Raw genomic sequence first — 21,138 nt, 5'->3', positions numbered from 1 at the left:
ACTTACCTCACCTCACCATCGGGGCAGCCAACGCCCACCTCGGATCTTGTTCTTGTGTTTGTTGTAGGCGTACCGCAAATTCCGGAAACCTTGACGCGTCTTCTTGTAGGCCCATTTCCCCAGATGCCTGTACCAGGGAGTAAGGGACCATTTCAGGCAGCCCCGGATGTTCCGACCCGTCTTGACCCGGCAGTACACATAGTTGCCGATGTACCCGAAGGCCCAGCGACGGGCCGCTGCGCCCGCCCATTTTTTGGCCAGTCCTCCTGCCTTACGCCACCACCTGCCGTCGAGGTCGACGTTGTTGACCGGGTCCGCGCCGGAGTACTCGTAGTTGTTCAGGCTTCCGCCTTCGACCGGGTCGATCGACAGGAACCTGCCCAGCTTCGGGTCGTACAGCCGAACACCCATCAGCGTCACCCCGGTCACCGTCTCCGCTGACCTTTGCTTCGCCCCGAGCCAGCCATAACGCTGATTCGGCAGACCCGGCCGGATGTTGCCGAACTCGTCCGAATCCGACACGGTCGGCGCCTGCGCCACATCCAACGGCAGCACGAGGCTCACATCGTCGTGCAGGTTCGCCAATTGCAGTTGAACATCGCCAGCCGCACTCGTCGTCGCACCGAGGTCACCGCCGAGCGAGCTCACATTCCGGCTCACCTCACCGGTTTCGTTCTCCACGATCCAGCGTGGCGAATCCTCATCACTGTCGTAGTGATTGAGCTTCTTGCCAGTGTTGAGCCACGTGCCATCCTCTTGCTTGGCTTCCGTCGTCCACGAACGGAACCGGTGCGCCGCGTCGAGCGTCCACACCTGCCGGTCCGTCGCAGTGGTCTGCGACTTCACCAAGTCGTTGGCGTAGAACGTGTTCGCTATGCCGTCCGGCTGAGCCGACGCGCGCCCGAAGGCGTCGTAGACGTAGCCGGGGTCGACAAGGCGGTCCGCCGAGTCGAAGGCAGACGTGACGGTTGTGCCGCCGTCCGCCGGGCACGCCGCACCCGGTGCGCCGGACACGGTCCGAAGCGAGGTGCGGTTGGCGTTGTTGTCGAACCCGTAGACCCGGCGTATGCACATCTGGCCATACGTGTCGGCAGTCTCGACCAACCTGCCTGTCTTGTCGTAGCGATACTTCTGGCTGGAGAACTCGCCAGGCGCACCACTGTGCTCAAGCCACTGGCCGTGCACTGACTCGACCACACCGTCGGACAGCAGGAGCTTTCCGTCGGAGTCGCGGGTGTAGGTCCGCGCGAAAGCGGAGCCGGACGCGTCCGTCCGCTCCCGCATGGTGAACCCGCCAGGCAGCCGCTCCTCGCTCACCGAACCGTCAGCGTCGTACTTGGCGCCGAACGTACCGGCCACCGAGTCGGTCATCGACGTCGCCAACCCACGTGGTTCGGCCGCGTGGTCGTAGGCGAACGTCTTGGTCGACGGCACCGAGTCGGTTTCCTTCACCGGTCGGTCGAGACGGTCGTACTCGGTGCGGGTGACCCCATTGTCGGCGTCCGTGTAGGACACCTTCCGGCCGAGTTTGTCGTACGTCTCGGTAATCGTGCCACCGGTCGGCGAAGTCCTCTTCGAGACCTTGCCGGTAACCGAGTCGTACTCGGTGGTCTGCACCGGTACGGCATCGCCGATGCCGCCGCTGACCGTCACAGTCTTCGGCCTGCCAGCAGCGTCGTACTCGGTGACCGTCGTACGGGTGACACCGTTGGCCGTCTCGATGACCTTGGCGGGCTTGCCTTCCCGGTTGTACTCGGTCGTTGATGTGGGCAGCTGCGACGGGTTGCTGCCGCCGCCGGTGATCGCCCCAGCCGGTCCGGTCGTGCAGATCTGGTCCGCCCATTCCGGTTTGCCCGCACAGGCACCAGTGCCCGTCGCGGACCAGTACTTCGTCACGGTCGTGCCCGCGTCGGTGCCGTTCGACTTGGGCTGCGTCGACTTCGTGACCCTGCCCTGCTCGTCGTACTCCGTCGCACGGGTGATGTTCAGTCCACCAACGTCCTGAGTGGACCTGACAACGAGCCCCTTGCCCCAGTCGTACAGGGTTTCGTTGACCCTGGCGTCCGCGGTCAGATCGGGGTACGCCAGCGGCTGCGCGCCGACCGTCGTCCTGGTGACCTGGTCCTGGACCACGGCCGAGCCGTTGTTCGGCCGCCCAACGTCGTACTGGTTGACCGTGCGCGGCCGTGCGGCGATCGTGGCTTCCGCGGGCAGCACAGTGGTCAACGCGTTCTCCAGCCGCACGATCCGCAGCGGATCAAGCTGCTCCAGCTTGCGGCCGCGGTTGATCAGGTCGTACGTGGACTTGGTTGACAACAGCTCGGCCCGCTGGGCCGGTGACAGCCCCGAGATGCCGAGACGGTTCAGCTCGTCCTTGTCCGCCTGGGACTTGCCGAGTGCGAGGGCGTGGTTGCCCGCGGTCAGTTCCTTGACGACGTTGCCCTGCTTGTCGTACTCGGTCACCGAGGTGTTCTTCGCCGCGTCGATCTCGTTGACCTGACGGCCGGAGGCGTTGACGTAGCGAACACTCGCCCGCTGATAGCTGGCAGCGGTGAGCTGCGAGCCGTTGTTGGCGGACGGAACAGTGTCCGATGGGAACACCGCCGTGGCGTCCGTCGGGACGTCCTGCTGACCCACACCGCTACATCCGCGGCGCCCATCTGTTGCGGCGCCTTCGGTCCGGTCAAGGGCACGTCGTAGACGATGGTCGTCGTCGCGGTGCTCTCGATCTGGTCCGTTGTGCCCTGCTTCAACGTCGGCCTGCTTGCCTTGAGCAGCATGCCATCGCCGCCGGTCACACCGCCCGCGTTGCCGTAGACCAGCGTCCACGGCAGCTGACCAGGTTCGGTCACAGTGTCCACGCGACCTGCGGCATCGTAGGCGTACGCGGTCTTCAACGCGGGTGAGATCCGGGGATCCCAGACCTCACGCAACCGGCCCTGCTGGTCGTAGGCGTACTTCGACACTGTGGTCGAAGTAGCCGCGGACGCGCCAGGATCCGTTGCCCACAACCGGATCTCGGTCACCTGATCCTTGAAGTCACCCAACGCGGTAGCCGAAGCCGTTGTCGCGCTGGCGTAGACCAACTCCAGCACCCGGCAACCCTTGGTGGACGGCGTGGTCTAGCACGTGCTCGCCGGGACGGACGTGCTCGGCGCGATCAGCCGCCACGGCCTTGCCAGCTTGGTGTTGTTCGGTCCGGCCACCGTCTGCGACACGACCTGGGTGGTCGAGTTGGCCTGGCCCTGATTCTGCGAACTGGTCACCTGCCACGTCGTTGCCGCCGGGTCTGCCTTGGCGAACGTGGTCGACGTGCCCTCGGTCTCAGTGAGCGTGAAGGTCCCGGTGAAAGAACCCGCCAGTGTCAAGGATTCCGAGCCGGGCTCTGGCACCCAGCCACCGCCGGTGCGCGAGGTGAACCGGACCGTGGAACCGTCCTGCAGCACCGCGTCCAGCGAGGTGTTGGATGTCTTGCGGATGTGGCTGAAGTCCGACTCGGTCACCTCGGCGACCGTGCCCGACACCCACTCCTTGCCGAAGATCGGTGCCTGGCCTTCCTGCTTGGCACCGAAGTCCGGCCGACGCGACGACACACTCCGGCTGACCGACAGGTCGAGCACCGAGGCGTCCTGCGCGGTCATCGAGTACTCGCCAGTCAGCAGGTTGACCGAGCCAGGCCCGACTTCCTGCGACTCCGCGCTTTCGGCGTTGCGGTCAACCACGAGCTCACTCGGCCCGCTCGCGCCCGTCGCGCCGTTCGGACCGGTGAACTCCGCGCGCACCTGGACGTTGCCGTCCGGGTTCACGGTGTCGGTGACGTTCCAGGTGACCGGCGCGTTCTTGCCTGCTGCCAACGGAAGCGGCCACGTGGTGAGCGGCTTGCCGCTCGCGACCACATTCGCGGGCGGGACCTGCGTCCACGGGTCGGTCTCGGCGCGACGCCACGTGAAGGTCACCTTGTCGAACTTCTGCCCGTCCGCCTCAGCGGTCAACAGGACCCGGCGGGCCGCGCGCTCACCCTCGTTGGGCGTCTGCACGGCACCGGCGCCGACGTGGAACTGGTAGCTGATCGCCTCGGAACGGTTGTCCGCCTTGTCGACCGTACGGACCTGCAGCACGTTCGTACCGTCCTGGTCCGGCGTGATCGGGATACCGACCGGGGAGGTCGTCGTGCCGACCTGTACCTTGGTCCACGAACCGTTGTTGAGGCTCCATTCCAGCCAGTGCTGGTCGCCGCCGACCGGGGTCACGGTGAACACACCGGATTCCCCAGCGCCCTTGACCCACTGACCGGTCGGGTAGTCCTCCGACGTGATCCGCGTCGGCGCCGACGGCGCCGCAGTGTCCACATCGAACACGAGCCAGTCCGACCAAGCGGGGTTGCCTGCCGAACCGTCGCTCGTGGCACGGAACTTGTACGGACGCCCGTGTTGCAGCTGCCCAGCCGGGACCACACCGGTGACGCGGGTCCCGGACGGCGCGTCCGGAACCCGGACCTCCGTGACGAGCAGTTCGGTGTTCGCGTCGAACACCTGGAACAGCGCCTGGACCTTGCCGCCGGTCGCGTCACCTGCCTGGTAGGTCAGGCTTGGGGTGAGCGAGTTGACGATTGCCCTGCCGCCGTAAGTGAATCCTGGCGGCGCGATGGTCAGGTCCTTGCCCGGCTGTGGCGCCGAGTCGTATGTGACCGAGATGAACGGCACGTTCTTGGTGGCGTTGCCGGAGTTGAACCGCTTCCAAAAGAAGCTGTCCGACTCGTTCTCCGCCTTCAGGCCCATCCCGGCGGTGGCGAGGCCCTGGTTCGCCCAGCCCTGCACCAACGAGGTGACGTTGGCGGTGACGTAACCCTCGGCGCAGCCCGAACCGCCCTTGGTCTGGTTGGAGACCGCGGCCCGCTCACCGAGCAGATTCGGCCGTTTCGTCCAGCGGGACGCGGTCGACGCCAGCTCGGCGGAGTACACCTCCCAGTTCTTGGCAGTGCAGGACCGGACCACGAGTGGTGGTTCCACAGGTTCAGCGTCGCCGCCGTGACCTGCTTTCCCGCGATGGCTGAGGTGTTCCAGTTGATGAACGACTGCGCGACCTGGCCGGACCCGTTGTTGCCCAGCTTGAGTTCGGTCGCTGCCGACTGGTCGGTGTTGTATCCCTCTTGCACGAACGCGTCGAAGGCGCCGTACACCGAGGACGTGGCCGGGTCGACCATGACAGGGAATCTGGTCGCTGGGTCGGCGAGGAACTTCGCGTCCGGCGTCAGCACCAGGTCAGCACCGGTCGCGGTCGGCACGACTTTCAGTCCGACTGGGGCGCGGCGGGTGTGCTCGCCGGTCCGTGCGTCCACAGTGGAGTCCCACATCTCCGGCTGTGGCATGGTGCCCAGCGGGACACCGGTCTTTCTGTCGGTGAAGACCACGCTGCCGTCCGGCTGTTGGTTCACCTTGGCGCCGGTGGTTTTCAGCGGCAACGTGTAGCTCGACGCGCCCGCATTGCGGTGCTTGAGCTCGACGTACTGCTCGAAGCCGGTCCGCGTGGCCTCGACGATGACGTCAGCACCGGGCAAAGCGTCCCGATAGGTCGCCTTCGGTCCTGCCAGGACGGGTTCCGGCAGGGCGCCTTTCCACTGCAACGTCACCTGATGCTCGCCGGATCCGATCGAGGCGAGGTCGCGCGGTGCGTCCGCGCGCGCTGACCTGGCAGCGTCGGACGCGGTCAGTTTCAGCCCTGAGGGTTGCGACCTCGGGGCGACCGATCCGTCGGGCAGTTTGAGCAACGTGGCGTCGGTTTCGATCCACTTGTCGCCGGCTTTGTAGCGCATCGGGCCCGCGTACGAGTCGGTGGTCAGCGTGCCGTCCGGGTTTGCCCACGTGGTGGACGTTTCCGTGCGAGCAGCCAGTGCTTCGACCCGCTTGCCACTCAACCGCGCCGCGATGACCGCGGACGGGATGTCGGCGGCCTCCGTCGCCGCGGCCGGTGGTGCTTGCGGTGCCGCCTCAGCGACCTCGATGAGGTCACCGCTGGCGAAAATCCCCTCCCACACAAGGATCGCGGCCACTGCGGCCGCGATCCTCTTCGATGGTTGTCTTTCGGGTCTGTAACGCCCGGGAAGGGCACGTCTCATGGATTCTCCAGCCCTGTGCGATCCGTGTTCGGCGGTCGCCAAACAGATCGACAGTGCTGGCAGGCGATTCCCGTTTGATTCCGTCGCAGGTCAGAACCGCACCAGTGCGCCTCCGGTGAAGAACTCGTAGACGAAGTTCACAAAGAAGAACCCGAAGAACAAGACATTCAGAACCAATATGACATAGTGCCACGCCCTCGGGCGCGCGGCCTTGGGCAGTCGACTGTTGAGGTACATCAACGCGAACGGGAACATGAGAGCGCCAAGGTTCGACATGTTGGCGGAGATCTGCACCAGTTGAACCGGGAGCGCGAGATGCATCGCAAGCGCGATAATTGCGAGCAGCAGCACCATGAACGGGTAATAGAAGCGCCTCGGGTCACCCTCGATCCGCGCGCGCAACTTCGGGCTGGTGGCGTGCATCGCGTCGATGAAGTTGCGAACCAACGCCTCGAAGATGCCCAGCTGTGTGGAGAACAGGATCAGCACGCCAACCAAGAGCATCAGGTAGAACATGCCCGATCCGTACAGTGCGCCAAGGTTCTCCGCGGTATACGTCGGAACGTTGGCGGCCGTCGGCTCCTTGCCCGTCGTGGCGACCAAGTGGGACATCAGGATGGTCGGCAGCAGCATGCCGATCATCGCACCAGCGAAGAAAACAGCCCACATGTCCACCCGCAGCAGCCGATACCAACGCTTCCACAACGCGGTGTTCTCTGGCGTGTCAAGGAAAGTGACTCCGACCGGCTTGATCTCCGTGCGTTCGCCGCGCATCCCGGAGATGAACCCGACGCGGTGGCCCATGCCGTAACCCTTGTCCCGATAGTGATTCATCGCGTACCAGTTCAGTCCGGACGCCAGCGCGGTGAACCCAGCCAGCGCGCCGAGTTGGGTCGCGGTGATACCTTCGGGCGGCGCGGCGGGCGTGAGCAGACCGGTAACGCCGTCCCACCAAACACTCCCAGGGACGATGGCGATGGTGACGACCAGCAGGACAAGCAGAAGCGTGCCGACCATGACCCAGTTCGCCAGCTCAAGCGCCCTCGAGACTTTGCGAGCGAGCGCGGTGATCAGGAAAACCACGAGCAGCAGGCCGATTCCCAAGAGCCTTACGTACTCCAGTTCGCCAGGCTGGTGCACCCGGCCTGCGATCAACGCGAACAGCCCCTGTCCGGCCCCGGCCGCCCATCCCCCGAAGATGAACGCGAAGTAGAAAACCACCAGCGACAACGGAATCCAGAGTTTCCATCCCGGCGGAATCCTGCCGAACCCAACAACCGGTACCTCGCCGGTGGCAACGACATATCGAGCGATCTCGATGTTGTACAAGGTTTGCAGGACCGCGGAGACCGTGATGACCCAGCCGATGCCGATGAACCCGAACGACCCGACCGCCTGTGGTCCGAGCAGCCATTCCCCACTGCCGATCGAGATACCGAGCGCGATCAGGCTCGGTCCGATCACGAACTGGATGATCTGGCGTGGGCCGAGCTTGCTGACCTTGAAGACTTCCTCCGGCTTTGGCAGATCGGCAACGTCCAGCGGCGGACGGCTCACCCCCAGCGGATACTCGGATTGTCGCTGGGCTTGAGGATCGATATCGGCCATCGAGCACCTCCTGACCAGAACTTCACGATCCGGACAGTAAGCACCTCCCCGCGCACCCAGGTCAACCTCGTGAGTGGTTAGACGTGTTCTAACCCTGCTAACCACTCACGAGGGGTGACCTGGGTGTAAGCATTACTGGTCTGGACCTCGCAATGACGGGAGGACTGCCATGCGTGGCACGACGGTTCCGCCCGGAACTCCCTGCCTCACCCCACGCAATGGAGAACCGCCGATCCATCGGCTCGAAGTCGCTGATGCCATGCCGTTCGCGATGGGCACGTTCGACACGATCGGGCCGTTGTCGCGCGCGCCTTTCCCGCACCGGCACACGTTTCACGAGATCGTGTACGTCACCAGCGGGACCGGTACACACGTGGTCGACCTCGCCCGATGGGAGTTGAAACCGCCGCACCTCTGCGTGATTGTGCCTGGGCAGGTGCATCACTGGGAGAATGCCCAGCACCTCAACGGCTTTGTCACCCTTTTCACAGACGACTTCCTCGTTGATCACCCCACGGACCGCGAATTGCTCAGGCGTTTGAGCGAACGGCCGTGGCTCAGTCTTGATCATCAGTCGCACCAACGGATGGGACGCCTGATCGACGAGCTTCATCTGGAATTCCAGGATGGCAGCGAATCCGTGCTGCGCGCGCTGCTGCATGTGATCATCGCCAGGGCCGCGCGGCTGACGGAGGTTCCTGGACCGAGCCCGGCCAGAGCCAGTGCTGTGGCACAGAAGTTCACCAGTCTTACCGCCAGGACCGATCTCTGGACTGTGCGGGAGTACGCCGATCAGATCGGGGTTACGCCTGGCTATCTCACCGATGTCGTCAAGACCGCGACCGGCCGCACGCCTTCTCAGCTCATTCGGGAGGCGCGTATTCGGGAGGCGAAACGGCTGCTGATCAGGACCGATCTGACCGTGCGGCAGATCTCGTATCGGATCGGGTTCGCTGATTCCGCTTATTTCTGCCGGTTTTTCCGGCGGGAGACGGGCGGGTCGCCCGGTGACTTCCGGGAAAAACACCATGACTGGCCGAACCAGTCCATCGTCAGCGAGAAACCGGCTCCTTAGGTTCGTGGTGACTGTCCCACGCGCGCACAAGGAGCAGGCATGGACAACCTTCCCAGCCGGAAGACAGTACTGCGAGCCGCGCTCGCCGTGCCTGCGGCGATCGTCGCGGCCCCCACGCTCGCTCGCAGCAGTACCGACATCCCACCACTCACTCCTGCTTGTGACGACGGCGACGACCCGACCCCGCCACAGATGGAAGGCCCTTATTTCAAGCCGAATTCGCCTCGCCGCACCTCTCTCGTCCAACCCGGCACGGTCGGCACACCGCTCAAGGTGAGCGGATACGTGTTCGGGCTGAAATGTTTGCCGTTGGCCAATGCCCTACTGGACTTCTGGCAGGCGGACAACAACGGTGCCTACGACAACATCGGCTACCGGTTCCGTGGCCACCAGTTCACCGACGCACAAGGCGCCTTCTCCCTCACGACGATCGTGCCCGGCCTCTACCCCGGCCGCACCAGGCACATTCACGTGAAAGTGCAGGCACCGAACCGTCCTGTGCTCACGACGCAGCTGTACTTCCCTGGGGAGCCGCGCAACAACACCGACGCGTTGTTCGACCGACGGTTGCTTATGACGGTTCGGAACGTTGGCGGTAGGCGTGAGGCCGCGTTTGATTTCGTGCTGAACGTGTCGCAGTAGCCCCGGATCGCAGTTGGCGTGGTGGTGGTCTGGGCACCAGGTACGGCGAACCGCGACGACGATGGCCCGGCGTCGCGGTTCGCCTCATCTCGTTACTTCGCTTTGCGAGACTGCGGCCGTCCCATCCGGTCCAATCGGGACAGTCACCGGCCCCCTTTGTTCGGGGTGCGCCAACGGCCAGTACGCGAACTCCGTCTCCACTGAACTGCCCTCGGGGTCGGAGACCCGACGCCATGAGCGAGTAACTCTCCTCCGCCCACCACGAAGGGGCGACCACACTCTCTCCCTCGACCAGCAGCCGGATCTCGATGGTCACCCGGGAACGCTTCTCGCTGACCGCAGTCGGCCATTCAGCGAAAGGGACTGCGCCAAACGTTGCTTCAGCGATGAGTTTCGGGCGACCAGTGTGTCTATTCCTCTGTACGACGACATCAGGGAGGACACATGACACACCCACCTATCACCGACCTCGCCACCTGGCAGGCCGCCCGTGACGAGCTCCTGGTCCGCGAAAAGGCCCACACCCGCGAGGGAGACGCCATCGCCGCGGCCCGCCGTCGACTGCCGATGGTGGAGATTGACGGTTCAGTCAAGGTCGTCGGACCCGACGGACCGGTGCCGTTCCTGGACCTGTTCCAAGGGCGCGACGAGCTCGTGATCTACAAGCACATGTGGTGGGACGGCGCACCGCACCAGGGGCAATGCGAAGGCTGCACGGCCGTGGCGTGGCACCTGCCAGGCGCTGCGTACCTCAACGCACGTGGCGTCTCGTATGCCGTGGTCACCGCGGGCAAATGGGACGAAGTGGCGGCCTTTGTCGAGTTCATGGGTTATACCCAGCCCTGGTATTCCGTGCGGGACCTACCTGAGCCGGTCGGCGGTGAGATGGGGTTCATTACCTCGTTCCTGCGCGACGGCGACCGCGTGTTCCTCACGTACTCCACGACCGGCCGTGGCGTCGAGGCGGTCAACGCATCTATGGGCCTTCTCGACATGACGCCATACGGTCGCGGCGAGACCTGGGAGGACAACCCTGAAGGTTGGCCTGAGGGGCGTCATGCGTGCTGGACCTGGCGTTCGGACGCGGATGGCAACCCGACTTGGGGCGAGACGAGCCGCCCGGTGCCACAGTGGACCCGTCCCGGCGCGACTCCCGTGGAGACCCTCGGCCGGGACGGTGGCTTCCACTAGGAGGATTTGCCTTTGGCTGCCAGTCGCGCTTGGACTTCCGGCCTGCGCAGCGGGGGCACGGTCGCAGGCGGCTGGCGCCGTTCAGGCAGCGATTCCAGCAGGCGTGTGGTCGTCGCCGCGACCTCGGCGACGGCCGCCTCGAATGCGTCACGGGTCGCGTCCGATATCGACTGGACGCCGCTGACCTTGCGGACGTACTGGCGCGCGGCGGCCTCGATCTCCGCCGGTGTCGCGGCGGGTTCCAGACCACGCAATGTGGTGATGTTCCGGCACATGCCGCCAGGATATGACGTGTAGTGCGGCTACGGTCGGGTAAACATGAACCATGATCGAACCTGCGAGGCTCACCGAGGTCCTCGACGGCCCTTACCGCGAACTGCGCCGTGAGCTGCGGGAACACCTGACCGCCTCGGACACCGTCGGGCTGGACATCGAGGCGCATCGGGCGCAAGTGTTCGATCAGCTGGGTGAACTGGCCGCGAGCAGGCATTCCCGGCTCGGCTTCGCCAAGGCGTACGGCGGCGAAGGTGACATCGGCGGCTCGGTCGTGGCCTTCCAGATGCTCGGCTACGGCGACCTGTCGCTGTCGGTCAAAGCGGGTGTCCAGTGGGGACTGTTCGGCGGAGCCGTCCAAATGCTCGGCACGGAACGGCATCACGCGAAGTACCTGCCGGACATCATGTCCCTCGCCTTGCCCGGCTGCTTCGCGATGACCGAGACCGGGCACGGATCAGACGTCCAGCACCTGCGCACCACCGCGCGGTACGACAAGGGCGAGTTCGTTCTGAACACTCCGGACGATGATGCCCGCAAGGACTACATCGGCAATGCCGCGCGTGACGGGCGGATGGCTGTGGTGTTCGCGCAGCTCATCGTCGGTGACCGGTCGTATGGCGTGCACGCGTTCCTCGTGCCCATTCGCGATGCGACAGGTTTTCCGATGCCGGGCGTGCGGATCGCGGACTGCGGCGCGAAAGCCGGGCTGAACGGCGTGGACAACGGCCGGTTGTGGTTCGACGACGTCCGTGTTCCCAAGGAGAACCTGCTCAACCGGTACGGCGACGTGACCGACGATGGCCAGTACACCAGCCCGATCGAGAGTGACAGCCGCCGGTTCTTCACCATGCTCGGCACGTTGGTACGCGGGCGGATCAGCGTCGCGGGCGCAGCGGGCAGCGCGTCCCAACGGGCGCTCACGATCGCGATCCGGCGCGCGGAAACTCGGCGCCAGTTCCGCAAACCGGACTCGGACACCGAGGTTCCGTTGCTGGACTACCTTGCCCACCAACGGAAACTGCTCATCCCGCTGGCCAAGACGTACGCGCTGCATTTCGCGCAGGATGAGCTGACCGGCATGTTGGCTGACGTGCAGAGCGCGTCCACACCGGACCCCATCGCCCAGCGGAAGCTGGAATCCAGGGCCGCTGGGCTGAAAGCCGTCACGACCTGGCACGCCACGAGCACCATCCAAACGGCACGCGAGGCGTGCGGCGGCGCGGGATATCTCGCGGACAGTGGATTGCCTGCGTTGAAGGCGGATACGGACGTGTTCACCACGTTCGAGGGCGACAACACCGTTCTGCTGCAACTGGTCGCGAAAGGACTGTTGACCGATTATCGCGACAACTTCGCTGATCTGAGCCCGATCGCTACCGCGCGTCTGGTGGCCGAGCAGCTCATGGGCAGCGTGCTGGAACGGATCGCCGCGCGTCAGGTGATCTCCCAGTTCGACGACGATGTTCGGTCGCGTGCGTGGCATCGGAGCCTGTTCGAGGGGCGTGAGCAGCACGTTCTCGAAGGCCTCGCCCGGCGACTGCGTGCCGCCGCGGCTTCGGATTCTGATCCGTTCGACGTGTTCAACGATGTGCAGGACCATGTGCTGCTGGCTGGGCGAGTGCACATCGATCGGTTGATCTTCGATGCTTTCGTTGCCGCGGTCGAGGGATGCACGGATGCCGAGGTCAAGGGCCTGTTGGAGCAGGTGTGCGACCTGTACGCGCTGTCGGCCATCGAGGCTGATCGCGCTTGGTTCCTTGAGCACGGGCGGATCAGCGCGGCTCGCTCGAAGAAGGTGACTGCCGAGGTCAACGCGCTGTGCAAGGCCCTGCGCGGGCAGGCTGGCACGTTGGTCGACGCGTTCGCGATCCCTTAACAAGCAGGTGCTGCGCGACCTGGACACCCCTTGCCCATCCATACCCCCGGGGGGTATAAACATGACTACGGCCACGTCGGTTCCGGATACGGGTAGGGGGTAAGCTGGGTACCGACCAGGCCGTTGACCGCACACTCAGCCCGAGAACAGGACTGATGATGAACACAGCCACGAGGCTCACCGCCTACGGTGCGGCGCTCGTCCTGGTCGCCGGCGGCGCCTGGGCGATCGGCACCGCTGTCGGACCCGTTGGCGCCGACGCCGCGAACACGGCCCCGGCCCACACGGACTCCCACAGCGGCACTGTCACAGTCATGGGCGCGGCGAGCAGCGAGGGTCCCGCCGGTCTGGCGTCGGCCAAGGACGGTTACCACTTCCAGCCGTCCAGCACGACGTTCGCCACGGGAACCACCACCCCGTTCGCCTTCAAGATCACCAAGAACGACGGGAGCGCGCTGACGGCGTTCGACGTCGAACACGACAAGCGGATGCACTTGATCGTCGTCCGCCGCGACCTCGCCGGATTCCAGCACGTACACCCGGAGATGGCGCCGGACGGCACGTGGACCGTGCCGTTGACGCTCACCCAGGCGGGCAGTTACCGCGCGTTCGCCGATTTCAAGCCCACTGGGGGCAGCAAGCTCACCCTCGGCGTCGACCTGGCCGCCCCTGGCAACTTCCAGCCGGTGACCTACCGCGATTTCCGGGTGTCCACAGTCGATGGCTACGAGGTCAAACTCGACGGCGCGCTCGTCCCGGGCCAGTCGTCCAAGGTCACGCTCACGGTCAGCCGCGACGGCAAGGACGTCACCGATTTGCAGCCCTACCTGGGCGCATATGGTCATCTGGTCGCACTGCGCACCGGCGATCTGGCCTACCTGCACGTCCACCCGGACGGCACGCCGGGCGACGGCAAGACACCGGCCGGACCTGGCATAACCTTCTTCGCTGAGGTCCCGTCCAGCGGCACGTACCGGCTGTTCTTGGACTTCCAGCACAACGGCGAGGTCCGGACCGCGGACTTCACCGTGACAACCGAGGGCACGGCCCCGCCTGCCCAACCGACGACGCACGCCAACGACGGCCACGGCCACTGACCAGGGAGATTTCGATGACATCGGATGTCGCCACCGGTCAGCAGATCGAACTGGCCATCAGTGGCATGACGTGCGCCTCGTGCGCCAACCGCATCGAGCGCAAGCTGAACAAGCTGGACGGCGTGACCGCGACGGTCAACTACGCCACCGAGAAGGCCAAGGTGACCTTCCCGGCTGAACTCGACCCCAGCACTCTCGTGGAGACGGTCGAGGCGGCCGGGTACTCCGCGACCTTGCCACAGCCGGAAAAACCCGAACCCGCTGAAGCCGAGGATCCGCTGAAGTCGTTGCGGCAGCGGCTGATCGGCGCGATCGTGCTGTCCATTCCGGTGATCGCGATGGCCATGGTCCCCGCATTGCAGTTCACGTACTGGCAGTGGATTTCGCTGGCGTTGGCCGGGCCGGTGCTGGTTTGGGCGGCGTGGCCGTTCCACCGTGCGGCCTGGCAGAACCTGCGGCACGGCGCGGCCACAATGGACACCCTCATCTCGATGGGCACGCTGGCCGCGTTCGCCTGGTCGCTGTACGCGCTGCTCTGGGGCACTGCGGGCGTGCCAGGGATGACGCATCCGTTCCAGCTGACCATCGAACGGGTCAGTGGCGCGGGCAACATCTACTTCGAAGTCGCCGCGGGCGTGACCACGTTCATCCTCGCGGGCCGATACTTCGAGGCACGGTCCAAGCGGCGGGCCGGTGCGGCGCTGCGGGCACTGCTTGAGCTGGGCGCCAAGGATGTGACCGTGCTGCGGGACGGTCGTGAAGTGCGTATCCCGATCGACACGCTCGCTGTCGGCGACCGGTTCGTGGTCCGGCCGGGCGAGAAGATCGCGACCGATGGCGTGATCGAGGAAGGCAGCTCGGCGGTCGACGCGAGCATGCTGACCGGCGAGTCCGTCCCGGTTGAGGTGGAGCCTGAGGACAAGGTCGTCGGCGCGACGGTCAACGCGGGCGGACGGTTGGTCGTGCGCGCGACGCGGATCGGTGCGGACACGCAGCTTGCCCAGATGGCCAAGCTCGTGGAGGACGCGCAGACGCGTAAAGCGGACGTGCAGCGGTTGGCTGACCGGATTTCCGGGGTTTTCGTGCCGATCGTGATCGCTCTCGCCGTTGGCACGTTGGCGTTCTGGCTGGGCGCGGGCGGTTCGAGCGCGATGGCGTTCGGTGCTGCCGTTGCTGTGCTGATCATCGCGTGCCCGTGTGCGCTCGGTTTGGCCACTCCGACTGCCTTGCTGGTCGGCACGGGTCGTGGCGCACAGCTGGGCATCCTGATCAAGGGCCCGGAGGTGCTGGAGTCCACTCGCCGCATCGACACTGTGGTGCTGGACAAGACCGGCACCGTGACCACCGGCCAGATGTCGCTTGTGGACATTCACGTCGCTGACGGCGTCGGCGATGAGGAAGCTCTGCGGCTCGCTGGCGCGTTGGAGAAGGCGTCCGAACACCCGATCGCGCAGGCGATCGCGCGTGCCGCTGCCGACAAACTCGGTGACCTGCCCGCGGTCGAGGATTTCAAGAATCTTGAAGGCCTTGGGGTGCAAGGCATTGTCGACGGCCAGGTGGTCATTGCCGGGCGCACGGCGTTGCTCGATTCGTGGAGCCAGAAGCTGCCCGCGGATTTGGCGGCCGCCAAGGCTGGCGCGGAGAAGGACGGCAATACCGCGGTGGCGGTTGGCTGGGATGGCGCGGCTCGGGCGGTTTTTGTTGTCGCCGACACGGCCAAGCCGACGTCCGCCGAAGCGATCACCAAGCTGCGTGCGTTGGGCCTCAAGCCTGTGCTGCTCACCGGGGACAACTCGGCCGTGGCCCACTCGATCGCCGCACAGGTCGGCATCGACGAGGTGATCGCCGAGGTCATGCCGAAGGACAAGGTCGAGGTGATCAGCAAGTTTCAGGCCCAAGGCCGGGTTGTCGCGATGGTCGGCGACGGCGTGAACGACGCGGCCGCGTTGGCACAGGCCGATCTCGGTCTTGCCATGGGAACCGGAACTGACGTGGCGATCGAAGCGAGCGACCTGACGCTGGTGCGTGGCGACCTGCTGGCCGCCGTCGACGCGATCCGGCTGGCGCGCCGGACACTCGGCACGATCAAGGGCAACCTGTTCTGGGCGTTCGCGTACAACATCGCGGCACTGCCGCTGGCCATGGCCGGGCTGCTCAACCCGATGATCGCGGGCGCGGCGATGGCGTTCAGCTCGGTGTTCGTGGTGAGCAACAGCTTGCGGCTGCGTCGCTTCCGGTGAGGCATTCGCTTAAGCTGGTGTGCCGGGTGTGAACGAGGGAGAGAAGGACATGCGGGGATACACCGGGGACAAGGAAGCGTTCCTCAAACGGCTGCGGCGGATCGAAGGCCAGGTCCGCGGGCTGCAGCGGATGGTCGAGAACGACGAGTACTGCATCGACGTGCTGACGCAGATCTCGGCCGCTACCAAGGCATTGCAGGCGGTGTCGCTCGGCCTGATGGACGAGCACCTGAAGCACTGTGTCGCCGAGGCGATCGCACAAGGCGGCGAGAACGCGGAGGAAAAGGTCAGGGAAGCCAGCGAGGCCATCGCCCGCCTGGTCCGCTCCTGACGCCCCATTCCCCCTGGTCGACCCTCGTGAGTGTTTTTGCCGGTTCTAACCGGCAAAAACACTCACGACCTACCCTTTTTGCCAGGTCAGCTTTCAGCCGAACACCAGCAGGTCCTTGGGCGAGCGCGGCAGTACTTCGTACTCAGCTTCGAACTGGCCGCTCAGTCCGGCCGCCACCACGACCTGGCCGAGCTTGAGTGCCGAGACGTCGATGCCGGTCTGCGTGTTGACGAAGATCTGCTTCTCGCCGGAGCCGTCATCGATCCAGAACTTGTAGCCGTACGGCAGGTCGTTCAGCGGACCTTTGGTGATCTTGCCGACGACCCGCACGAGACGTCCCTCACTCTGCTCCCCCACCGCCTTGGTGCTAGACCACCTCGGCTGCACCTGCGGACCAGTCCGGCCGAGGTCGACGTCGGTCGGCACCAGAATCAGGAAGCCGAAGCTGTCCTTCAGGGTGCCGGTGACCGTCGCCTTCCTGCCCGGGTTGGCGTTGAGGTTGTCGGCGGTGCTGATGTAGATACCGGCAGTGGCGTCCTGCAAACCGAAGCCTTTGTCGAAGAAGCTCGATTCGAAGGCGCCCGACGGCGTGGTCACGGTCCCGCTGACAGTGACCACGCTGCCTAACGGCTGGGTACGCGCTTTGGCGATCGAAAGGGTGTCATTCGGCGCCGCGAGCGCGGGCGGCGCGACCAACGTGAACGCCACCAGAGTGGCGATCATCAGCGTGCGAAAGGCCATGGCACACCTTATTCATCGCGCTGGATCAGCGGGCGCGAAGGTTGCGCGCGGCCATCGACACGGTCTGCACGATTCTGCGTTGCCGGGTTTCCGGCTTTTTCGCCGACCTGATCCACTCCAGGATCAGCCGTTGTGAGGACAGCGGAAAGGACGCGAAGTTCGTCGCCGCGTCACCGACCAGCAAAGCCTGGAGGTCCTCTGGGACCGTTGGCGCGTCCCAGATTCCGTTGGCCTTGGCGTGATCAATGAGGGCTTGGCCGCGTGGCGTCATCTGGCCGAGTGCGATCATGCGGGCCGCGCGGTCGTGGTTGAGCTGGCTCCACGAGCTGCGGGCGGTCCGTGGGCTGAAGCGCAGCTGCGAACTGGTCGCGTCACGCTTTCGATGGTGGCTGTCGATCCAGCCGAAACACAGCGCCTGTTCGATCGCCTCGTGATACCCGGGGCTCGGGACGTCGCTGGATCTGTGGTGCAGGATCAGCCAGATCTCCGTGGCCGAATCGCTGTTCTCGGCAAGCCAGGCACGCCATTCCGCTGTGGTACTCGCGTAAAACGTGCTCATCCCAAGATCTCCAGGTAGTGCTTGTTGTACATGATCCCGAGGATGTTGCCGAACGGGTCGACCACCGACGCGGGCACGAATCCCGGTCCGCGTTCGATGATCGGGATGTACACCTTCGCGCCAAGGTCGATCAACCGGTCGAAAGCCGCCTGAACGTCGTCCACGTGCCAGTACACGATCGCGCCGCCCGGCTCCGAGCCGGGATCCGGCCGGAACTTCGCGTCGACGATCCCCAGTTCGTGCTGGTAGTCGCCGACGCGGAACTCGACATACGCGACCTTCCCGTCAACCTCGCGGGAGAAGTACGGCTCGATCCCGAGCACCTCGCTGTACCAGGCCACGGCCGCCGGGACGTCCGCGGCGGTGATGTTCACGGTGGCTAGTCCTCGCATCATCACTGGCTCCTTCTGCCTGAAGTTGCCACCAGTCTGCGAGTCAAAGTGCTCACCGAGTGAGCACTTTCAGGCGAGCAGCTGAAATTCTCCCGGAAATCCGGTCCACCGCAGGTCAGCGGGCAAATGACCCATGTCGTTGAACACCAGGAGCGTCGGCGCGCGCTCGGGCGAGTACCGGATGATCGTCAGCGCCGCGTTGGCGTGATCGAGTGTCAGCCACCGCCACCGGGGCGAGCCCTGCGCCTGGTTGACCAGCCATCCGGCCAGGTAGTTGTACGTGACGAGCAGCTCGTAGCGATCCTTGTCATCGGCGGTCGGGCCGGTGAACTGCTCCATCGCCTGCCGGACGAGTTTGGCGCCGCGCTGCCGCTCCAGGATGTTGAACTGGCTCAGGAAACTGCTCAACGCGGCGTCCGGCAACTCTTCACGCGTGGGTACGTATGGGATGTAGTCCCCGGCCGCCGCGACCGAATGCAGCGGCACGTTTCCGATCTCCGCGGCGATCAGCTTCGCGGTCTGTTCAGCCTTGGCGTGCGGGCCGTGGTAGATCGCGTCGAACGGCACCTGTTTCAGCCGGCGACCGAGCTGCACCGACTGGCGACAGCCGATGCCGGTCAATGCCGTCTGGTCCGGCAGCGCTTCTCCGTGCCTGGTCAGAAACAGATAGCGGCTGCCCATGCTGCCTCCCGGATGTGGATCTCTATCTGGGGGACGCTCCGGAGCGAGCACGGTTGCCCGGTTTCAGCTGTTTCAAAGTGTATCCATCGCCACTGGGATCCAGCGGCCGCGTGGCCTGCTTGAACAGGTATTCCGCGCGCGGGTACGACAGCCGCCCGCGTCCGGTTTCCGGACACAGGTCCGCCGCGCTGGGCATCCGCGCGGGAACTGACTTGCGTTCAGCGAGGAAAACCGGGCCACGAGTTCGTCCAGCAAGCAGTTCCGGCAACAGTTTCGCTGTCGCGGAACGCCACGTGACCCACGTCCGACCGGCGCGGGCACGGCGTTGCGAAAACTCGATGTCCTCGACGTTCAACGACAACACTGTTGTCACGGCGGCTCCGGATTCGTGCAGTAGCCGCCACAAAGTCCGTTCCCGGATCCCGGCATCGAGGCGCCACACCATGTCCAGCCGGGCCGGTTGGAGATTCCTTGCCCGCGCAGGCGGTTCGGTCCGTCGCTCCAGCCCAGCGTCCAGACCGGACAATCCGGCCCACGCACCGAACGTCCGGATCGCACTGCGATGCCGGTTCCACGTTTTCGGGGCCGCCTTTCCCCACACTGTCACGAAAAAACGTACCACTTGGTCGGAGTTCAGAGAAGCAATAGGCAGCTGCTCCCCCAATGTCCGGCACAGCCGATGCAAAGTCTGGCCGTACGAACGAAGTGTGGCCGCGTCCAAATCGGTCCGCGAAAGAAACTCAACGGTGGCTTCGCCCAACGTGGGCCCAACGACCTCAAGGACGATGGACTCCGCGCGCCGCAACAGAAACGCGCGCTCGGCAGCATTCTTGGTCAGCGATGCGGCGCGCTCGTACTCAAGACGGGCATCGAAACAGCGTCCTAATTGCTCGAGCAGGTCGCCCCGGACACTGGGCAGGAAGTGGTAATCACGCAAAGTCGGATCGTCGAGGAGTCTGTCGACCATCGCCAGACCAGCTTCGGGACCGTACGCCTTGCCGAACGCGACCGCCCGGTTGAGCTGCACGACCGGTGTCGGCACCAGCCGCACCAAAGCCGTGTACAGATTGCAGATCTGGACCCATTCGGTGTCCTGTGCGGACTTCGCCTGTGCATGGCACACCGCGATCGCGGCCTGCAGGACGTACGGCCCTGGCGTGCCGCCGATGTCACGGGCGCGCAGCATCGCGGTGAAGCCGCGCCGGATCAGCAGCGGATCCCACCGGCCGCGGTCCTGCTCGGGCAACGGGATCGGCTCACCCCGCGGCCCGGTTCGCGCGGCCTGCCGGGACGCCTGGATCTCCATCAGCGCCACCAGACCATGGACTTCGGCTTCCCGCGGCGCGAGGGTGGTCAGCATTCGACCGAGCCGCAACGCTTCGAGGCACAGCCCCGGCCGCATCAGATCGTCACCGGACGTGGCCGAATAGCCTTCGTTGAAGATCAGATAGGTCACTTCGAGGACCGCGGGGATCTCGGCAGCCTTCGTTCGCGGCTTCGCTGCCAGGGTTCGTTTCGCCTTCGCAATGCGCTGGGTGATGTTCTGTTCGGACGTCAGCAGCGCCCGCGCGATCTCCGCCGGACTCAGCCCGCCGAGCAGCCGCAAGGTCAGCGCGGCGCGGTCACCGGCTGGCAGGATCGGATCGCACGTGATGAACATCAGCCGCAGGACGTCGTCGTCCTGCGGCGGCTCGTCGTCCTCACCGACGAGGTCGGCCTGCTTGCCCTGCGCCTGCTTACTCTGGGCCAGCTTGGCGCGGCGGATGTGATCGATGGCGCGGCGTTTGGCGATGGCCATGAGCCAGGCGCCCGGGTTTGCCGGGACGCCGGACTCCGGCCACTGCTCCAACGCCGCCACGAGCGCGTCCTGTGCCAGCTCTTCGGCCAGTCCGACGTCGTGCACCATCCGGGTCAGCCCGCCGATGATCTTCGCGGCCTCCAGCTTCCAGACCGCGTCGACCGCTCGATGGGCATCGGTCACGAGAAGACCTGGTGAATCCGGCCGACACCGTCACCGGTGATCGCGATGAACCGCCGGGAGACCTCGTGCAACTCCTCGACCGACCGCACGTCGATCAGTGCGAACCCGCCGACCGTCTCCTTGGCCTCCGTGTAGGGCCCATCGGTCACGGTGATCTCGCCGTCCTTGGCCACGACCTGCATACCAACCGGATCGAGGCCGCCGGTGGCGACCAGAATCCCGGCGGCCGACAGCTCCTTGACGAACTTGTCCATTTCGACGAACAGCGCCTCGTCCGGCGGCGTCTCGTTCTCGGTCCGCATCGCCATCATCAGGTATCGCATCGGTTCGACC

General features: G+C 65.3%; 17 protein-coding genes and 1 pseudogene. 7 read left to right on the top strand and 11 right to left on the bottom strand.

Annotation, left to right across the window (positions count from 1 at the left end; all coding sequences use genetic code 11):
• Positions 1 to 12: 12 nt before the first annotated feature.
• The 4 genes from LWC34_RS13320 to LWC34_RS13305 all read right to left on the bottom strand — a co-directional run bounded on the left by LWC34_RS13320 (position 13) and on the right by LWC34_RS13305 (position 7,723).
• A complete protein-coding gene (locus tag LWC34_RS13320) occupies positions 13 to 1,074 on the bottom strand; it encodes an RHS repeat-associated core domain-containing protein (RefSeq protein ID WP_417448686.1) in 1,062 nt (353 codons plus the stop codon).
• 1,385 nt (positions 1,075 to 2,459) lie between these two features.
• Positions 2,460 to 3,095, bottom strand: coding sequence for an RHS repeat domain-containing protein (locus LWC34_RS13315; protein ID WP_233725362.1), 636 nt, complete (start codon positions 3,093 to 3,095; stop codon positions 2,460 to 2,462).
• 27 nt (positions 3,096 to 3,122) lie between these two features.
• On the bottom strand, positions 3,123 to 5,009 hold the full coding sequence (locus tag LWC34_RS13310) for a DNRLRE domain-containing protein (protein WP_233725361.1): 1,887 nt from the start codon (positions 5,007 to 5,009) through the stop codon (positions 3,123 to 3,125).
• 1,196 nt (positions 5,010 to 6,205) lie between these two features.
• Positions 6,206 to 7,723, bottom strand: coding sequence for an Nramp family divalent metal transporter (locus LWC34_RS13305; RefSeq protein ID WP_233725360.1), 1,518 nt, complete (start codon positions 7,721 to 7,723; stop codon positions 6,206 to 6,208).
• Positions 7,724 to 7,892: 169 nt separating this feature from the next.
• Between LWC34_RS13305 and LWC34_RS13300 the strand changes: the two genes are divergently transcribed.
• The 3 genes and pseudogenes from LWC34_RS13300 to LWC34_RS13290 all read left to right on the top strand — a co-directional run bounded on the left by LWC34_RS13300 (position 7,893) and on the right by LWC34_RS13290 (position 10,631).
• Positions 7,893 to 8,798, top strand: coding sequence for a helix-turn-helix domain-containing protein (locus LWC34_RS13300; protein WP_233725359.1), 906 nt, complete (start codon positions 7,893 to 7,895; stop codon positions 8,796 to 8,798).
• A 39-nt stretch (positions 8,799 to 8,837) separates the two neighbouring features.
• Positions 8,838 to 9,437 (top strand): annotated as a pseudogene (locus LWC34_RS13295) (dioxygenase family protein); the annotation flags it as partial.
• A 447-nt stretch (positions 9,438 to 9,884) separates the two neighbouring features.
• Positions 9,885 to 10,631, top strand: a complete 747-nt coding sequence (locus tag LWC34_RS13290) for a DUF899 domain-containing protein (RefSeq protein WP_233725357.1) — start codon at positions 9,885 to 9,887, stop codon at positions 10,629 to 10,631.
• On the opposite strand, the gene LWC34_RS13285 is transcribed toward LWC34_RS13290, so the two are convergent.
• The gene (locus tag LWC34_RS13285) at positions 10,628 to 10,906 is read right to left on the bottom strand and encodes a DUF2277 domain-containing protein (RefSeq protein ID WP_233725356.1); all 279 of its coding nucleotides are present in this window, start codon (positions 10,904 to 10,906) and stop codon (positions 10,628 to 10,630) included. The two genes, LWC34_RS13290 and LWC34_RS13285, sit on opposite strands and share 4 nt — an antisense overlap.
• A 50-nt stretch (positions 10,907 to 10,956) precedes the next feature.
• On the opposite strand from LWC34_RS13285, the gene LWC34_RS13280 reads away from it, so the two are divergent.
• The 4 genes from LWC34_RS13280 to LWC34_RS13265 all read left to right on the top strand — a co-directional run bounded on the left by LWC34_RS13280 (position 10,957) and on the right by LWC34_RS13265 (position 16,451).
• The gene (locus LWC34_RS13280) at positions 10,957 to 12,783 is read left to right on the top strand and encodes an acyl-CoA dehydrogenase family protein (protein WP_233725355.1); all 1,827 of its coding nucleotides are present in this window, start codon (positions 10,957 to 10,959) and stop codon (positions 12,781 to 12,783) included.
• Between the two features lie 158 nt (positions 12,784 to 12,941).
• On the top strand, positions 12,942 to 13,880 hold the full coding sequence (locus LWC34_RS13275; protein WP_233725354.1) for a DUF8832 domain-containing protein: 939 nt from the start codon (positions 12,942 to 12,944) through the stop codon (positions 13,878 to 13,880).
• A gap of 14 nt (positions 13,881 to 13,894) precedes the next feature.
• On the top strand, positions 13,895 to 16,120 hold the full coding sequence (locus LWC34_RS13270) for a heavy metal translocating P-type ATPase (protein WP_233725353.1): 2,226 nt from the start codon (positions 13,895 to 13,897) through the stop codon (positions 16,118 to 16,120).
• Between the two features lie 49 nt (positions 16,121 to 16,169).
• Positions 16,170 to 16,451, top strand: coding sequence for a metal-sensitive transcriptional regulator (locus LWC34_RS13265; RefSeq protein WP_033387242.1), 282 nt, complete (start codon positions 16,170 to 16,172; stop codon positions 16,449 to 16,451).
• A gap of 93 nt (positions 16,452 to 16,544) precedes the next feature.
• Here the strand turns inward: LWC34_RS13265 and LWC34_RS13260 are convergent, their stop codons facing one another.
• The 6 genes from LWC34_RS13260 to LWC34_RS13235 all read right to left on the bottom strand — a co-directional run bounded on the left by LWC34_RS13260 (position 16,545) and on the right by LWC34_RS13235 (position 21,128).
• Positions 16,545 to 17,192: a hypothetical protein gene (locus LWC34_RS13260; protein WP_233725352.1), complete on the bottom strand. Its 648-nt coding sequence runs from the start codon at positions 17,190 to 17,192 to the stop codon at positions 16,545 to 16,547.
• Positions 17,193 to 17,217: 25 nt separating this feature from the next.
• A complete protein-coding gene (locus LWC34_RS13255) occupies positions 17,218 to 17,751 on the bottom strand; it encodes a YdeI/OmpD-associated family protein (protein ID WP_233725351.1) in 534 nt (177 codons plus the stop codon).
• Positions 17,748 to 18,146, bottom strand: a complete 399-nt coding sequence (locus tag LWC34_RS13250) for a VOC family protein (protein ID WP_233725350.1) — start codon at positions 18,144 to 18,146, stop codon at positions 17,748 to 17,750. Before LWC34_RS13250 ends, LWC34_RS13255 begins: the two co-directional genes overlap by 4 nt.
• A gap of 66 nt (positions 18,147 to 18,212) precedes the next feature.
• Entirely contained in the window at positions 18,213 to 18,824 is a 612-nt protein-coding gene (locus LWC34_RS13245; RefSeq protein WP_233725349.1) for a histidine phosphatase family protein, read from the bottom strand.
• A gap of 22 nt (positions 18,825 to 18,846) precedes the next feature.
• A complete protein-coding gene (locus LWC34_RS13240) occupies positions 18,847 to 20,805 on the bottom strand; it encodes a sigma-70 family RNA polymerase sigma factor (RefSeq protein ID WP_233725348.1) in 1,959 nt (652 codons plus the stop codon).
• Positions 20,802 to 21,128 carry a YciI family protein gene (locus LWC34_RS13235; protein WP_233725347.1) on the bottom strand — a complete coding sequence of 109 codons (327 nt, stop codon included), beginning with the start codon at positions 21,126 to 21,128 and terminating at the stop codon, positions 20,802 to 20,804. The genes LWC34_RS13240 and LWC34_RS13235 overlap by 4 nt, the downstream gene beginning before the upstream one ends.
• Between the last annotated feature and the right edge of the window lie 10 nt (positions 21,129 to 21,138).

Origin of the sequence: Kibdelosporangium philippinense (genome assembly GCF_021390435.2) — a bacterium.
Classification (GTDB): Bacteria; Actinomycetota; Actinomycetes; order Mycobacteriales; family Pseudonocardiaceae; genus Kibdelosporangium; species Kibdelosporangium philippinense.
This window is presented reverse-complemented; position numbering and strand designations above follow the sequence as displayed.

Coding starts and splice junctions, on each gene's coding strand:
- LWC34_RS13235 (WP_233725347.1), bottom strand. CDS start 21,128: ATGCGATACCTGATGATGGCGATGCGGACCGAGAACGAGACGCCGCCG.
- LWC34_RS13285 (WP_233725356.1), bottom strand. CDS start 10,906: ATGTGCCGGAACATCACCACATTGCGTGGTCTGGAACCCGCCGCGACA.
- LWC34_RS13300 (WP_233725359.1), top strand. CDS start 7,893: ATGCGTGGCACGACGGTTCCGCCCGGAACTCCCTGCCTCACCCCACGC.
- LWC34_RS13290 (WP_233725357.1), top strand. CDS start 9,885: ATGACACACCCACCTATCACCGACCTCGCCACCTGGCAGGCCGCCCGT.
- LWC34_RS13260 (WP_233725352.1), bottom strand. CDS start 17,192: ATGGCCTTTCGCACGCTGATGATCGCCACTCTGGTGGCGTTCACGTTG.
- LWC34_RS13255 (WP_233725351.1), bottom strand. CDS start 17,751: ATGAGCACGTTTTACGCGAGTACCACAGCGGAATGGCGTGCCTGGCTT.
- LWC34_RS13245 (WP_233725349.1), bottom strand. CDS start 18,824: ATGGGCAGCCGCTATCTGTTTCTGACCAGGCACGGAGAAGCGCTGCCG.
- LWC34_RS13320 (WP_417448686.1), bottom strand. CDS start 1,074: ATGTGCATACGCCGGGTCTACGGGTTCGACAACAACGCCAACCGCACC.
- LWC34_RS13280 (WP_233725355.1), top strand. CDS start 10,957: ATGATCGAACCTGCGAGGCTCACCGAGGTCCTCGACGGCCCTTACCGC.
- LWC34_RS13265 (WP_033387242.1), top strand. CDS start 16,170: ATGCGGGGATACACCGGGGACAAGGAAGCGTTCCTCAAACGGCTGCGG.
- LWC34_RS13250 (WP_233725350.1), bottom strand. CDS start 18,146: ATGATGCGAGGACTAGCCACCGTGAACATCACCGCCGCGGACGTCCCG.
- LWC34_RS13305 (WP_233725360.1), bottom strand. CDS start 7,723: ATGGCCGATATCGATCCTCAAGCCCAGCGACAATCCGAGTATCCGCTG.
- LWC34_RS13270 (WP_233725353.1), top strand. CDS start 13,895: ATGACATCGGATGTCGCCACCGGTCAGCAGATCGAACTGGCCATCAGT.
- LWC34_RS13275 (WP_233725354.1), top strand. CDS start 12,942: ATGAACACAGCCACGAGGCTCACCGCCTACGGTGCGGCGCTCGTCCTG.